This is a genomic window from Mycobacterium sp. NGS49, assembly GCF_059812565.1.
In genome coordinates this window covers 183,176-198,166 of sequence record NZ_JCALCX010000006.1, presented here as the reverse complement: position 1 = coordinate 198,166, position 14,991 = coordinate 183,176, and the positions used below count along the sequence as shown (strand labels likewise).

General features: G+C 67.3%; 15 protein-coding genes. 8 read left to right on the top strand and 7 right to left on the bottom strand.

Going from position 1 to position 14,991, the window contains the following annotated elements:
• Positions 1–55: 55 nt before the first annotated feature.
• Positions 56–697, bottom strand: coding sequence for a carbonic anhydrase (locus AC5Y7D_RS08495; protein WP_499923041.1), 642 nt, complete (start codon positions 695–697; stop codon positions 56–58).
• Between AC5Y7D_RS08495 and AC5Y7D_RS08490 the strand changes: the two genes are divergently transcribed.
• The 6 genes from AC5Y7D_RS08490 (at position 696) to AC5Y7D_RS08465 (ending at position 7,850) form a co-directional block, all read left to right on the top strand.
• Positions 696–1,607, top strand: coding sequence for an HhH-GPD family protein (locus AC5Y7D_RS08490; RefSeq protein ID WP_499923037.1), 912 nt, complete (start codon positions 696–698; stop codon positions 1,605–1,607). The genes AC5Y7D_RS08495 and AC5Y7D_RS08490 overlap by 2 nt on opposite strands.
• Before the next feature lie 199 nt (positions 1,608–1,806).
• On the top strand, positions 1,807–3,384 hold the full coding sequence (locus AC5Y7D_RS08485) for a proton-conducting transporter transmembrane domain-containing protein (RefSeq protein ID WP_499923036.1): 1,578 nt from the start codon (positions 1,807–1,809) through the stop codon (positions 3,382–3,384).
• Positions 3,381–5,969 (top strand): DUF2309 domain-containing protein, encoded by a 2,589-nt coding sequence (locus AC5Y7D_RS08480; protein ID WP_499923034.1) that lies wholly within the window; start codon positions 3,381–3,383, stop codon positions 5,967–5,969. The genes AC5Y7D_RS08485 and AC5Y7D_RS08480 overlap by 4 nt, the downstream gene beginning before the upstream one ends.
• Positions 5,960–6,283 carry a P-II family nitrogen regulator gene (locus AC5Y7D_RS08475; protein ID WP_499923032.1) on the top strand — a complete coding sequence of 108 codons (324 nt, stop codon included), beginning with the start codon at positions 5,960–5,962 and terminating at the stop codon, positions 6,281–6,283. The genes AC5Y7D_RS08480 and AC5Y7D_RS08475 overlap by 10 nt, the downstream gene beginning before the upstream one ends.
• 24 nt (positions 6,284–6,307) lie before the next feature.
• Positions 6,308–6,922 (top strand): carbonic anhydrase, encoded by a 615-nt coding sequence (locus AC5Y7D_RS08470; protein ID WP_499923031.1) that lies wholly within the window; start codon positions 6,308–6,310, stop codon positions 6,920–6,922.
• A 61-nt stretch (positions 6,923–6,983) separates the two neighbouring features.
• Positions 6,984–7,850 carry a DUF6671 family protein gene (locus AC5Y7D_RS08465; RefSeq protein WP_499923029.1) on the top strand — a complete coding sequence of 289 codons (867 nt, stop codon included), beginning with the start codon at positions 6,984–6,986 and terminating at the stop codon, positions 7,848–7,850.
• 7 nt (positions 7,851–7,857) lie between these two features.
• Here AC5Y7D_RS08465 and AC5Y7D_RS08460 read toward each other — a convergent pair whose 3' ends face one another.
• Positions 7,858–8,205: a helix-turn-helix transcriptional regulator gene (locus AC5Y7D_RS08460; RefSeq protein ID WP_499923214.1), complete on the bottom strand. Its 348-nt coding sequence runs from the start codon at positions 8,203–8,205 to the stop codon at positions 7,858–7,860.
• A 41-nt stretch (positions 8,206–8,246) separates the two neighbouring features.
• A complete protein-coding gene (locus tag AC5Y7D_RS08455) occupies positions 8,247–9,020 on the bottom strand; it encodes an alpha/beta fold hydrolase (protein ID WP_499923027.1) in 774 nt (257 codons plus the stop codon).
• A gap of 14 nt (positions 9,021–9,034) precedes the next feature.
• On the opposite strand from AC5Y7D_RS08455, the gene mhuD reads away from it, so the two are divergent.
• Positions 9,035–9,352 carry a mycobilin-forming heme oxygenase MhuD gene (mhuD, locus tag AC5Y7D_RS08450; protein WP_499923025.1) on the top strand — a complete coding sequence of 106 codons (318 nt, stop codon included), beginning with the start codon at positions 9,035–9,037 and terminating at the stop codon, positions 9,350–9,352.
• On the top strand, positions 9,327–10,694 hold the full coding sequence (locus AC5Y7D_RS08445; protein WP_499923023.1) for a serine hydrolase: 1,368 nt from the start codon (positions 9,327–9,329) through the stop codon (positions 10,692–10,694). Before mhuD ends, AC5Y7D_RS08445 begins: the two co-directional genes overlap by 26 nt.
• Here the strand turns inward: AC5Y7D_RS08445 and AC5Y7D_RS08440 are convergent, their stop codons facing one another.
• From AC5Y7D_RS08440 to clpC1, 4 genes are all read right to left on the bottom strand, one after another.
• A complete protein-coding gene (locus AC5Y7D_RS08440) occupies positions 10,695–11,231 on the bottom strand; it encodes a histidine phosphatase family protein (protein WP_499923021.1) in 537 nt (178 codons plus the stop codon). It lies immediately after the preceding gene.
• Between the two features lie 6 nt (positions 11,232–11,237).
• Complete coding sequence (locus AC5Y7D_RS08435; protein WP_499923019.1) at positions 11,238–11,984, bottom strand: CbtA family protein; 747 nt, start codon at positions 11,982–11,984, stop codon at positions 11,238–11,240.
• A gap of 3 nt (positions 11,985–11,987) precedes the next feature.
• Positions 11,988–12,182 (bottom strand): CbtB domain-containing protein, encoded by a 195-nt coding sequence (locus AC5Y7D_RS08430; protein ID WP_499923211.1) that lies wholly within the window; start codon positions 12,180–12,182, stop codon positions 11,988–11,990.
• A 193-nt stretch (positions 12,183–12,375) separates the two neighbouring features.
• Positions 12,376–14,910 carry an ATP-dependent protease ATP-binding subunit ClpC gene (gene clpC1 / locus AC5Y7D_RS08425; RefSeq protein WP_499923017.1) on the bottom strand — a complete coding sequence of 845 codons (2,535 nt, stop codon included), beginning with the start codon at positions 14,908–14,910 and terminating at the stop codon, positions 12,376–12,378.
• Positions 14,911–14,991: the final 81 nt, after the last annotated feature.

Sequence of the window (14,991 nt, the reverse complement as noted above, 5' to 3'; positions counted from 1 at the left end):
CTGACCCGCCCCGGCGTGTCGCGGGTTAGCTGGCCGGTTGCCGTGTTAGTGGCGGTTAGACGGCCTGCTCTTCCGCCACTTCTTCGCCGATGTCCCCGATGTGGTCGACCAACTGCGCTCTGCCCTCGGCGAGCTGATACGTGACGCCGGCCAGCGCCAGGGTTCCTGCGGCCACCCGCTCGGAGATCGGCGATGAGCGCGCCGTAAGTTGCTTGAGCGTCTCGCTGACGTGCCGTTCCTCGAACTCGTCGACCCGCGTCAGGCCGTCGCGCCGGCCCGCCAATATCGACGGCACGACGCGCTCGACCACGTCGCGCACGAACCCGCTGGGTATCGCTCCGTCGTCCAGTGCTTCGATAGTGGCCTTGACGGCGCCGCAGCTGTTGTGGCCGAGCACCACGATCAGCGGGACGTTGAGCACCGTCACCGCGTATTCGATGGAACCCAACACCGCCGAATCGATCGCCTGCCCGGCCGTGCGGACCACGAAAACGTCGCCGAGTCCCTGGTCGAAGATCAACTCCGCGGCGACCCTGCTGTCCGCACAGCCGAAGATGACTGCGGTCGGCTTCTGACCGGCGGCCAGGCTGGCGCGGTGGTCGATGCTCTGGCTGGGGTGCGCGGGCCTGCCGGCAACGAATCGGTCGTTACCCTCTTTGAGTGCTTTCCACGCGCTTATCGGGTTGCTATTGGGCATGCCAGACATTCTGCCGGACCGGCCGGTGATCGGACCAGGACACATACCTGTCACCAATCTTCTCGCCTGGTACGAGCGGTCGAGGCGCGACCTGCCCTGGCGCGAGCCCGGTGTCAGTGCATGGCAGATCCTGGTCAGCGAGTTCATGCTGCAGCAGACGCCGGTGTCGCGGGTGCTACCGATCTGGACGGACTGGGTGCGGCGCTGGCCGACTCCGTCTGCGACGGCCGCGGCCAGTGCCGCCGACGTGCTGCGAGCCTGGGGCAAGCTGGGATACCCCAGGCGCGCCAAACGCCTGCACGAGTGTGCGGTCGCTATCGCGCGTGACCATGACGACGTTGTCCCCCACGACGTGGAGACGTTGCTGACGCTGCCGGGCGTCGGTAGCTACACCGCGCGGGCAGTAGCATGCTTCGCCTACCGCCAACGCGTTCCGGTAGTGGACACCAACGTTCGCCGCGTGGTGGCCCGCGCCGTTCATGGCCGTGCGGACGCCGGCAACCCGTCAGCCACCCGCGACCACGCCGACGTGGCCGCATTGTTGCCGAATGATGCTGCAGCACCTACTTTTTCAGTGGCACTGATGGAGCTCGGCGCGATGGTGTGCACGGCACGGACGCCCCGGTGCGGGTTGTGCCCGCTGGACAGTTGCGCCTGGCGCGACGCCGGTTATCCCGCAGGCAGCGGACCGGCGCGACGGGCGCAGGGTTATGCCGGTACCGACCGACAAGTCCGGGGTCGGCTGTTGGATATATTGCGGGACAACGATTCTCCGGTGACTCGCGCCGAACTGGATGTCGCCTGGCTGACCGACACCGCACAGCGCGACCGTGCGCTGTATTCGTTGCTGGCCGACGGACTGGTGACCCAGACCGCCGATGGCCGATTTGCACTTGCCGGCGAAGGATAGTAGCCAGTGATGCGCCATGGACCGGCCGACCCCGGTCGGCCGGGTGCTGAAATCCGGGGTTTCCGAGGTCAACTCACTCACTAGTGAGGTTCGTTACACGAAATATATTTCGTGAGGTTTGACAGACGTAATTTGTCTCACGTAATGTCCCTCGCATGTACATCAGACATCGCATACCCAGCACGGGCGGTGATGACCAATGACTGCCGTCCTCCTTGCCGTCTTGACCGCGCCCCTGCTCGCATCGCTACTCGCGCTGCTGGCCGGCTCCCGGCATCCCCGCCTGGTCGGTCGATTGGGCGCCGCGACCGCGGGTTCGGGGCTGATCGCGGCCAGCGTGTTGACCGCTCAGGTACTGCTGCACGGGCCGGTACACGCCTCCCTGCGCACCGGCCAAGGCACCCTCATCGCCGAGATGACCGCCGGCCGGCTCAGCGCACTGCTGCTGGTGCTGGTTTACGGGGTGAGCACGGTCGTTCAACTGTTCGCCCTGCGCTACCTCGCCTGTGACCCGCGGTCGGGCTGGTTCACCGCCGGGACGGGACTGCTCACCGCGGCGTCCGCCGGTCTGATGATCTCCGGAACTCTGATCGGCTTGGCCTTCTGCTGGACCATCGCCGGGATCGCGCTGTGCCTGCTGCTGGCGACTTACTGGGAACTGCCGGCCGCCCGCGACGGCGTGCGACGCACCGCAACCGCGTTCGCGCTGGGCGACCTGGCACTGTGGTCGGCGGTCGGGCTGGTCACCATGCACTGGGGCAATCGGAGCCTGTCCAGCCTGCAGGTGACCAGCGACGACTCACCGACGATGCTGGTGGCCGCGGTCCTGATCGTGGTGGCTGCCCTGTCCCGCTCCGCACAGATTCCGTTCCACCGCTGGTTGCCGGCCACCATGGCAGCACCCACCCCGGTGTCGGCGCTGCTGCACGCCGGAGTGGTCAACGCCGGCGGGGTCCTGCTGGTCCGGTTGAGCCCGATCGTCAGCGGATCGCCCATCGCCATGGGCGTGGCGTTCACCGCCGGCATGTTGAGCATGGTCTACGGGGCCGTCGTGATGCTGACCAAGTCAGACATCAAGGGATCGTTGGCGTATTCGACGATGGCTCAGATGGGCTTCATGATCTTGACCTGCGGCTTGGGCCTGTCTGCCGCGGCGGTCTTCCACCTGTTCGGCCACGGTTTCTACAAGGCCACGCTCTTCCTGTCGTCCGGCTCGGCGATAGCCAAGCGCCGGCAGAAGGCCGCTCGCCCACCGGCGCCGGCGCTGAGCCCGTCGCGACGCACGGCGGTGCTTCTCACCGCGATGCTGCTGCCCGCCGCCGCACTCTACGCAGCCGGCACCGTGTTCCCGCTGCACACCGGCGAGCACGGCTCGGCAGAAGCGCTGGTCATCTTCACCTGGGCGACCGCCGCAGCGGCTCTGGCGGGCTGGCTGGGACGCTCGCCCGGCTGGCGGGCAGTCTTCGCCGCGGCCGTGGCACTGTTCGGTGCGGCCACTGCGTACCTGGCGCTGGTCGACCTGGTGACCGGGTTCCTTTCACCCGACCTACCACCGGTGGCCGTGCCATCCGCCTCCTCGGTCGGCATCGCCGCAGCGGCCGTCGTCCTCGGCGCGCTGGCCCTGCTGCGCCACGCCCCCTCGGGGGGCTGGGCCGGGCGGCTGCAGCGCACCCTCTACACCAAAGCCCTTGTGGCAGGAAATGTTTCGGCCAGCCGGCCACAGCAGCTGCCGAACCTGACCCCGCTGCCCGCACAACTGACAGGAGCGAACCGATGACCATCGTCACCGAACACGTCTCGACCGACACGCTGCGGGCGCAGCTGCGCAGCGAGGTGAATCTGGCCGGCCGGGTGGTCCCCACGCACTACCCGCTCGAGACCTTCATCGCCGTGAACCCGCTGGCCGGACTCGAGGGCATGCCCTTCGAGCAGGCGGTGCTTCGCGCCGGTGACCTCTACGGCGTGGCAGGAATGCTGGATGAGACCGCCTACCGGGACCTCTACCACCGGGGGCGGATATCCGACGCCGACCTCGAGGCCACGCTGCGGCTGCGCTATCCCACGCTGCTGGACGGAGAACCCATCCAGCTCGGCGCCCGGGTCGTGACACCCGCCGAGTTGCTGCGTGCCGACCTGCTCAACGGCAGCGTCGCGGCAAAGCCGCTGCGCCGCAACCGCACCCGCAGCGAACAGACGGCACCGGAGGTAGCCGATCGGGTCGATGCACAGACCGCCAAATGGTGTGCGGCCTTCTTCGGATCACCGGCGGCGGGTTGGCCGATGCCCGGGCGCGATCGGGGTCTCTTTCACGCCTGGCGCTCTCTGGCACCCGGCGACCACGAACTGAGCCGACGGGTGCGGGCCGCACTGCGAAAGGTTCCCGAGCGGGCGGACGACGCCGCGCTGCAGGCCCTGCAGCAGCTCGGGGTCACCGAAAGCGAACGCATCACCTACCTGCAAGCACATCTGACCCGGCTGCCCGGCTGGGCCGCCCATGTCCGCTGGTACGCCCAGCGGGCCGGCGGCGCCAACCTGCTCGACTACCTGGCCATACGCCTGACCTACGAAGCACTCCTGGTGCCCGACAACGCTTCTGGGCCGGTAGCGGAGCCGGAGACGCTCAACCGCTCGCCCATCCCCTCGGCGCGGGAGCGGGCAGCCGCTCTGGCGCACCGGTGGGGTCTCGATCAGCTGAGCGACAGCGACCTCGCGCCCGCCGCAAGGATATTGGCGGCGCTTCCGGTCACCGCCCGGGTCGTGGTCTGGCAGCAGGCCTATGAAGCGCACTATCGCGACGCGCTGCTGACGTCGTTGGCGCACCACACTTCCCGGCAGTCGCGACAGCGGCCACACACCCAACTCGTGTGCTGCATCGACACTCGCTCGGAAGGCCTGCGCCGGCACATCGAATCGCTGGGCGGGTACGAAACCCTGGGTTTCGCCGGGTTCTTCGCCGTCGCGATCCGGTTCACCGACCTGGTCGGCGGGACACCCAACGAACTATGCCCGGTACTGATCCGGCCCGAGCACGAAGTCCGCGAAAGCCCGACACCTGCCGACTCGCGGGCGGCCCGGCGGCTGCGGGAAGGTAGCGCCATCATGGCCGGCGCCGAGGCCGCCTTTTCCACCGCAAAACAGGCGCTGCTCGCCCCGTTCACGCTGGCCGAAGCCTCCGGCTGGGCCGCCGGTCCGTGGGCCGCGGCCAAAACGCTGAGCCCGATCGCCAGCGGCACCCTGCGCCGGCGCCTGCGCGACCGGCTGGCTCCGCCGGCACCCAGCGTGCTCACGGTCAACGAGAGCGTCGACCTGGCTCACCGCGCTCTTTATGCGCAGGTGGCGCTCACCACCATGGGACTGACGAACGGGTTCGCCCGGCTGGTGGTGATGTGCGGACACGGCAGCACGACCGAGAACAATCCCTACCAGGCCGCTCTGGACTGTGGGGCTTGCGGTGGGCAGCCGGGTGGGCCCAACGCCCGCACCGCGGTGACGATCCTCAACAACGCCGAAGTGCGTGCCGAGTTGAGCGAGATGGGGATCTCGATCCCCGCCGACACCTGGTTCGTCGCCGCTCTGCACGACACGGCCACCGACCGGGTCGACGTCTTGGACGAGCACCTGATCCCGGCGAGCCACCTACCGGACCTGCACCGGCTGATCACCGATCTGGAGGTCGCCGGTGCCGAGTTGGCGGCCGAGCGTTGCGCCGCGTTGCCGGGCGGGCCCGCCCGCCCGAACGCGGCACGGGCGGCGCGCCATGTCGCCAACCGATCCGCCGACTGGGCACAGGTCTTTCCGGAGTGGGGGCTGGCCGGCAACGCCGCTTTCATTGTCGGGCCCCGCGACCTGACCCGGGGGCTCGACCTGCAGCGACGGGTGTTCCTGCACTCCTACGAAGCTGACGTCGACCCCGACGGCAGCGCGCTGGAAACCATCCTGACCGCCCCGATGGTCGTGGCGCAGTGGATCAACTGCCAGTACTACTTCTCGACGGTGGCGCCGGAGCTCTTCGGAGCCGGCACCAAGACGATCCACAACGTCGTGGCCGGCGTGGGCGTCCTGGCCGGCCACGGCGGTGACCTGCAGCTCGGCCTGCCTCGTCAGTCGGTAACCGACGGGCAGTCCTTCGGGCACGAACCGATGCGGCTGCTGACCGTCGTCGAGGCCCCGCTGGAGCGGATCGACATGATCGTCGACCGCAACCCCGTACTTCAGCATCTGTTCGGCAACGACTGGGTCGCGCTCGCGGCCCGGGAGAACCCCGGACAGGACTGGCAGCGCTGGACCCGCAACGGCTGGCGGGGCTGGGAAACGGGAGTCGAAAAGCACAACGCAACTGAGGAGGTAATGCCATGCCGCTGAACGGCCTGACAAAGATGACGAAGATCGAAGTGGTCGTGGGCGGCGAACACGCGACCGCGGTCCGCGAGCAAATGCAGAGCGCCGGGGCCACCGGATACACCAGTGTCTCGGGCGTCTCGGGGCTCGGCCATCACGGCTATCACCAAGGCCGGCTGCTCTTCAATCAGCAGGCGGCGTTGGAGCTGCTGATCACCGTCGTCCCGGATACCAAGTCCGAGGCACTGGTCGCCGGCCTGCGACGACTGCTCGAGGGTTCACCCGGGGTCATGTTCGTCACCGACACCTACGTCAGCCGGCCCGAGTACTTCAGCTGAAACCCACCAAAGAAAGGTAAGAATATGTCCAACCCCACCTCCGCCTGGCAGAGCCTGCAAGCCGGAAATCAGCACTTCCACAACACGTTGCGGGCCAAGCCGCTGCACGCCGCCGCCGGGAGCCGGCCCACCGCCGTGGTGTTCCGCTCCGCGGATTCCGACCTACCCAGCCAGGTGGTGTTCGGTCAGGGCTGGAGCTCGATCATCGACATCAGCAACTGGGGACACGTCATCGACACCGGCGTGTTGGCCACCCTCGAGTACGCCGTCGGCACCCTCAAGACGCCGTTGATCGTGATCCTGGGCCACTCGGACTGTGCCGCCATGCAAACGGCCCTCGACGCCTGGAACAATGCCAGCTTCCCCGACGGTGCCTCGCGCGCTGTCGTCGAACAGGCGGTTTCCTCACTGGCCCGCAAGGACGCCGGCATCAGCACCGCCGACGATCTGGTGGCCGCTCACGTGGCACACGTCGGGGTGTCGCTGCTGCACAAATCGCCGGTGGTCGCCAAGGCGGTCGACAGCGGCCAGTGCGGGATCGTCTGCGCTGTGCTTGACCGTGAGGACGGCCGGCTTCAGGTGTGCGGGACCATCGGTGACGTTTCCGAGAACGAAACACCGTTGCTGCGTGTCGTGTAAGGAGTGCGGGCAGCCCGGGTCGGAAACCCCTCCCGGCCCGGCTGCTCGCGTTAGCCATCAAATGATCTCCAAGTTCTCTCATCGCAAACTCGGCGACTATGCCGGGACCCTGATCGCGATGGGCACCATGCACGGGAAACAACGGCAAGTCGCGCCGGCTTTCGCCGCCGAGCTCGGTGCGCACGTCATCGCCCCGTCCGGAATCGACACCGACCAGTTCGGCACATTCGCCGGCGAAGTACCCAGGACCCTGACGCCGGCGGCGGCGGCCACCGAGAAAGCCCGGCTCGCGATGCGTGCGGCCCAGGTGCCTTACGGGCTGGCCAGCGAAGCCAGCTACGACGCCTGGTGCGGAACACTGGCCAGGCACACCGAGTTGCTGGTTTTCCTCGACGACACCCGAGGGATTCGCATTGTCGAGGCCACCACCGCGCCCGCCGCCCCCGGCCTGCCCAAGCTGGTCGAGTCCACAGCCGACGCGCTTTTCGCCGCCACGCGATTCGGCTTCCCCGACCAAGGCGCCGTGGTCAAGGCGACCGTCGACGGCAGGGTGCAAATCTTCGGCAAGGCGATCACGGATGAAGATGCGCTGCGGGACACGGTCGATGCCGCGATGGCGGTTGCCGACGACCACCGCGCCCTGGTCGAGCCCGACCTGCGGGCACACCTCAACCCCAGTCGCCGGCAAATCCTGACGGACCTGGCGCGCCGTCTCGCGCGTCGCCTGGGCACGCGTTGCCCGCGCTGCTCGGCTCCCGGATACGGCCGGGTCGCGGTTCGCGAAGGGCTGCCGTGTCGGGTATGTGGGTGCCCCACTTCACTCGTCGCCGCGGATAGCTACGGCTGTGCGGCATGCGAGCACAGCGAAACAATCGAGCGTAACGGCGCCGAAGCGGAGCCGTGCTTTTGCCCGATGTGCAATCCGTGAAGCGGGTTCAAGACAGCGCGGCGAGGAGCTCACCGACCGTATGGTTGGCTTCCAGTGGGTGACGCAGCCGGCCGTCCAGGATGACTTCGTACACGTTGCGGCGGCCGACCTTGGACTTCACCAGGTAACCCTCCGCGGTCAGGTCGGTCAAGATGGCTTGTACCGAACGCTCGGTGATACCGACTTTCAGCGCCAGCTCTCGCGCCGTCAACTCCTCGCCCATCGAGATGCACAGCAAAACGTGCGCATGATTGGTCAGGAACGTCCAGCTCCGATCGGGTGCTTCAACCGCAGCCGGAGCTTCTTCTCGTCGTTTCCTGGCGACCGCCACCGCTTGATGATACCCCCAGCCCATTCGCGTAAAACGCTTCGTCATTCCCCCCGCGCGGCGCGTCGCTACTCCCGAGGCGACCCGAGGAACGACTCGACCGCCTGTCGGTACACCTCCGGCGCTTCGTCGTGCACCAGATGACCCGCCTGGGGAACATGCAAATATGCTGCCGTACGGTCGCTTTCGGCCATTCTGCGCATCTGCCCGGGCGGCGTGACGGTGTTGCCCGCCTCGATCAACAGCGTGGGCGAACGCACGGCATGCCATTGTGCCCAGTAATCGCGGGTGCCCCACTCCGCCGCGATCTCGATCCATCGGGAGGGATGTCCGTGCAGCCGCCAACCCGAGCTGGTTCGGTCGAACGCCTCCAGGAAGTACTGACCGGCGACGGACCCGAACGCCGCGAATACCTGATCGGCAGAGTGAAACTCCACCGGCAACGCGTGCAGCCACGGCTCCCAGGGGCCGGTTGTCCGGCCGACGAAGTCGGGTGCCATGTCCTCGACCACCAGCGCGCTCACCAGGCTGGGCCGTTCGGCGGCCAGGCACCAGGAGTGCAGGCCCCCCATCGAATGCCCGATCAGCACGACCGGCCCGCCCAGTGAGCTGACCGCGTCGCCGAGGTCGGCGACGAAGCGCTCGGTGCTGATCGGGTACGGGTCTTCGACGTCCCGCCCCCGGTGCCATGGGGCGTCGTAGGTGTAAACCGCGCCCAACCGGGTGAGCCACGGCAATTGGCGCGGCCACGTGGTCCCTCGTCCCATCAGACCATGCACCAGGATCAGCGGCCTGCCCGCTCCACCGCGATGGGTCAACAGATCGGTGGGCATGCCCGGCACGGTAGCCTAGCCCCATGCCAGTGGTGAAGATCAATGCAATCTCGGTGCCCGCCGGCGCTGGCCCCGAACTGGAAAAACGCTTCGCTCATCGCGCGCACGCGGTGGACAACCAGCCCGGCTTTCTCGGCTTTCAGCTGCTACGTCCGGTCAAGGGTGACGACCGCTACTTCGTGGTGACACATTGGGAGTCTGATGAAGCTTTCCAGGCGTGGGCGAACGGGCCCGCGAAAGAAGCCCACGCGGGCGAGCGTGCCAACCCCGTTGCCAGCGGCGCCTCGCTCCTGGAGTTCGAGGTCGTGCTCGACGTTGCCGGGACCAACCGGGCCGGATAGGCGGCGCGCGGTGCCCCGCCGGGCACTGGCGTTGAGCGTCGCCGCCGCGCTGGTGGTGACGCTGACTCCGGGTTGCTCTTCGTCACCCACGCCGTCGGCGAACGCGGCGAACGTGGGACACCGGATCGACACCACCACTCCGCCCGGTCTGCGGGCTCAGCAGACCATGGACATGCTGAACTCCGACTGGCCCATCGGGCCGGACGGCGTACGCACCCTGGCCGCTGCCGACAAGGTCGATTCGGTGGAAGCGACCATGGCGAGTCTGTGGTGGGATCGGCCGTTCACGCTGGACTCGATCTTCATCGGGGCCAACGTGGCCACCTTGCAGCTCGTCTCCTCCTACGGGGCACGTCAAGACATCCGGATACACACCAATGACATCGGCGAGGTCGACCGGTTCGACCTCGACACCCAACCGCCGCCGCCGATCAACGCCTGGCCGGACGTGGACGCGGTGCTGAGCAAGACCGGCGCCCGCTACTCCTACCAGGTGGCGAAGGTGGACAACGGCCGGTGCGACCCGGTGGCAGGCGCCAACACCGCTCAACCGCTGCCGTTGGCATCGATTTTCAAGTTGTACGTGCTGCATGCCGTTGCGACCGCGGTCACCCAGGGGACGGTGTCCTGGGATGACGAGTTGACGGTGACCGCCAAGGGCAAGGCCGTCGGATCGTCAGGTTTGGAACTGGCCCCGGGCGACCACGTCTCGGTGCGCAAGGCCGCCGAGAAGATGATCGCCACCAGCGACAACATGGCCACCGACATGTTGATCGAGCGAGTTGGAACACGCGCCGTCGAGCAGGCGCTGATCACCGCTGGGCACCACGATCCGGCCAGCATGACGCCCTTCCCCACCATGTACGAGTTGTTCTCCATCGGCTGGGGCCGGCCCGACGTGCGTGAGAGGTGGAAGAACGCGTCACAGCAGGAACGGGCCGCGTTACTCGACCAGGCGAATTCCACTGAGTATCAACCTGATCCATTCCGTGCGCACACGCCGGCGTCGGCCTACGGTGCCGAGTGGTACGGCAACGCCGAGGACATCTGCCGCGTACACGTGGCGTTGCAGGCAGACGCCGTCGGCCGGGCGGCACCCGTGCGCCAGATCCTGTCCGCTGTCGCCGGCATCCGGTTGGACCGCGACGTGTGGCCGTACATAGGCGCGAAAGCCGGTGGGCTGCCAGGAGATTTGACGTTCAGCTGGTATGCCGTGGACAAGACGGGGCAACCGTGGGTGGTCAGCTTTCAGCTGAACTGGCCGCGTGACCACGGGCCGACGGTGACCGGCTGGATGCTGAAGGTCGCCCAGCAGGTCTTCGCCATGGTGGCCCCGCGATAGCTAGCGGCGCAGGGTCCACCCCCGCCCGCGGTAATGCAGTTCGGTGCTGCTGACCGGAGCAATGTCGATGCGCCAGAACGACTTCGGCGGTGCGTCCAACACCACCAGGATCGCCGCTCTGATCACCGCCGGGTGAGTGACGGCTACCGTCCGAATCATGTTGTCGGCCTGCACCTTCAGCCACCGGCCCACCCGGTCGATGAGGTCGGCGACAGACTCCCCGCCGTGGGGCGCAGCGGCCGGATCGGTCAGCCAGGCATGCAGTTCGGCCGGCGGGATGTCGTGCAGCTTCTCCCCGCGCCAGCCCCCACAGTCGAGGTCGGCCAGCCGCGGCTCGGTGGTGGCTTGCAGACCCAGCAGTGCCGCGGTTTGCCGCGTCCGCCGTTCGGGGCCGGCCAGCGCCGCGGCGTCGTCGTACCGCCGTCCGGCCTGACGGCGGCCGAGGTGGCTGAGCGGTTCGTCGGCGGGAAAGCGGCCCGCAGCCATCGCGTCGGTCATCGCATGCGAAATCAGGGTGAGCCGGCCGACGTCGGTCATGGCGGGTCAGGCCGCGACGCTCTGCGCCCGTGCGCCTTCGCCCAACAGCCGCCCGGCAAGTACCGCGAAGACCAGCCCCAGGCCCGTCCACAACACCAGCTGGGTGCCCAGCGACACCATCCTGAACTCGTAGAGGTCGTCGGCGGGGAAGCCGGGCGGCACCTCGGCCACGCTGGGCAAGGCCAGCATGACGGCGACCACCACCAACAGGTAGGCAGCGGCCGCCAGCAGCCGGGCGTTGAACGCCCCGAAGCGCACCTCGAGGCGGCGGGTCAGCGACCGGGCGGCGATCGTCAGAGCCACCGAAGCCAGCACCATGACCAGGTACCACAGGGTGCGCGACCCGATGGTGTCTGCCTGACCGACGGCAGGCGGGTTGGACGGGTATTTCAGGAACGGCACCAGATAGCCGGTGACGAACACCGTCGCCGCCAGGCGAACTGAAATCGACTGCGGGGCAATATGTTCCGATCGTGGATAGCAGACGCAGAACAGCACCGCGAACAACGCGCCCATCGCGACGCCGAAAATCACGACGCCGAAACCCAATCCGGCGTTGCCCTGGACGGCGCGGGTGAACAGTTCAGCACCGTGCTCATGTACGCCCTGGGCGTGCGCCGCTTCGATTCGACGATCCTCGAACTCGACCGCGCGGCCGATCACCGGTTCGGCGAACAACCGGGCGAAAACAAAGGCCAGCACGCCACCGGCCGCACCGGCCGCCAGACCGCGGGCGATCAGACGCTTCTCCACGAATCAGTGGCAGGGGAAGCCGAGCAAATGCCTTGCGTCGTGAAAGAATTCGTGCACGTGCGTGTCGCTGCCGAACAGCGATACGGCGCCCTGGTCGATGCCGACGAAGTACACGGCCAGCAGTGCCAGAAAGGCGGTCGCCGCCAACCAGAGCGCTGCCCTTGCGGCCGACAGGTCAACAGCTGCGACCTGCGTCATCTCGGAACTCGCCACGATCAACTCCTTCTGGGATCTCGCGTCCCGCGTAGGTAGCCGGCGACGGGGTCACGGGTCTGACTGTGCACAGTGGCGCGACCGTTCCGGAATTCCACCGGATTCCGTGAACCCGTCTACAACACCGTCAGTGTAATCCGCGCCTGGTTAACGGGTAACCAGGCGCGGACCACGCTGCTTATCCGGACGTCCCCGGACCGCCCGCACCCGCCTTGGCCAGATCCGGCTCGGCCGGCGGCTTGCGCGTTCCGGTGAAGGTGAACACCGCGTCCTCACCGTTACCCTCGCCGTCCCAGTTCTCGACGTCGACGGTGACGATCTGCCCCGGACCGACCTCCTCGAAGAGGATTTTCTCCGACAGCTGGTCCTCGATCTCGCGCTGGATGGTGCGTCGCAGCGGACGGGCACCCAGCACCGGGTCGAAGCCGCGCTTGGCGAGCAGCGCCTTGGCCTGGTCGGACAGCTCGAGCGCCATGTCCTTGGCCTTGAGCTGCTTGCCGACGCGCTCGATCATCAGGTCGACCATCTGGATGATCTCGTCGCGGGTCAGCTGGTGGAAGACGATGATGTCGTCGATACGGTTGAGGAACTCGGGGCGGAAGTGCTTCTTGAGCTCGTCGTTGACCTTCTGCTTCATCCGCTCGTAGTCGTTGGCTCCGCCACCCTGGGTGAACCCGAGGCCGACCGGCTTGGAAATGTCGGATGTGCCCAGGTTCGACGTGAAGATCAGCACGGTGTTCTTGAAATCGACCGTGCGGCCCTGACCGTCGGTGAGCCGGCCGTCCTCGAGAACCTGCAGCAGGCTGTTGTAGATCTCCTGGTGCGCCTTCTCGATCTCGTCGAACAGGACCACCGAGAACGGCTTGCGCCGCACCTTCTCGGTGAGCTGACCGCCCTCTTCGTAGCCGACGTAGCCCGGAGGGGCACCAAACAGCCGCGATGCGGTGAAGCGGTCGTGGAACTCGCCCATGTCGATCTGGATGAGGGCGTCGTCGTCGCCGAACAGGAAGTTGGCCAGCGCCTTGGACAGCTCGGTCTTTCCGACACCGGACGGGCCGGCGAAGATGAACGAGCCCGATGGGCGCTTCGGGTCCTTCAACCCGGCGCGGGTACGGCGGATCGCCTTCGAGACCGCCTTGACGGCGTCCACCTGGCCGATGATCCGCTTGTGCAGCTCATCCTCCATCCGCAGCAGACGGGTGGTCTCGGCCTCGGTGAGCTTGAAGACCGGGATGCCGGTCCAGTTACCCAGCACCTCCGCGATCTGCTCGTCATCGACCTCCGCGACCACATCGAGATCGCCTGAGCGCCATTGCTTTTCACGCTCGGCGCGCTGTGCGACCAGTTGCTTCTCCCGATCCCGCAGGCTGGCTGCCTTCTCGAAGTCCTGGGCGTCGATCGCCGACTCCTTCTCCCGGCGCGCCTCGGCGATCTTCTCGTCGAACTCGCGCAGGTCCGGCGGTGCCGTCATGCGGCGGATCCGCATCCGGGCGCCGGCCTCGTCGATCAGGTCGATCGCCTTGTCCGGCAGGAACCGGTCGTTGATGTAGCGGTCGGCCAGGGTGGCCGCGGCGACCAGTGCGCCGTCGGTGATGGACACCCGGTGGTGCGCCTCGTAGCGGTCGCGCAGGCCCTTGAGGATCTCGATGGTGTGTTCCACCGTCGGCTCGCCCACCTGGACCGGCTGGAAGCGGCGCTCCAGCGCGGCGTCCTTCTCGATGTACTTGCGGTACTCGTCGAGCGTGGTCGCACCGATGGTCTGCAGCTCACCTCGGGCCAGCTTGGGCTTGAGGATGCTGGCCGCGTCGATGGCACCCTCGGCGGCGCCCGCACCCACCAGCGTGTGCAGCTCGTCGATGAACAGGATGATGTCGCCGCGGGTGTTGATCTCCTTGAGCACCTTCTTCAGGCGTTCCTCGAAGTCACCGCGGTACCGGGAGCCGGCCACCAGCGAGCCCAGGTCCAGCGTGTAGAGCTGCTTGTCCTTGAGCGTCTCGGGCACCTCGCCATGCACGATGGCCTGCGCTAGGCCCTCGACGACGGCCGTCTTGCCGACACCGGGCTCGCCGATCAGCACCGGGTTGTTCTTGGTGCGCCGGGACAGGACCTGCATGACCCGCTCGATTTCCTTCTCGCGGCCGATGACCGGGTCCAGCTTGCCCTCCATGGCGGCTGCGGTCAGGTTGCGGCCGAACTGGTCGAGCACCAGCGACGTAGAAGGTGAGCCGGACTCTCCGCCCCGGCCACCGGTGCCGGCCTCCGCGGCCTCCTTGCCCTGGTAGCCGGACAGCAGCTGGATCACCTGCTGACGCACTCGCGTCAGTTCGGCGCCCAGCTTGACCAGCACCTGGGCCGCCACACCCTCACCCTCGCGGATCAGGCCCAGCAGGATGTGCTCGGTGCCGATGTAGTTGTGGCCCAGCTGCAAGGCCTCACGCAGGCTCAACTCGAGAACCTTCTTGGCCCGCGGAGTGAACGGGATGTGGCCGGACGGTGCCTGCTGACCCTGGCCGATGATCTCCTCGACCTGGCTGCGCACGCCTTCGAGCGAAATTCCCAGCGACTCCAGCGACTTGGCTGCGACACCTTCGCCTTCGTGGATCAGACCCAACAGGATGTGCTCGGTGCCGATGTAATTGTGGTTGAGCATCCGGGCCTCTTCTTGCGCCAAGACGACGACCCTGCGGGCACGGTCGGTAAATCTTTCGAACATCGTCGGTTACCTGCTCTCCCTCACCATTAGGCACTCCGTCTCGGAAAGCCGTCTGCCGGCCCTTGCCGACCCTTTGTCGAC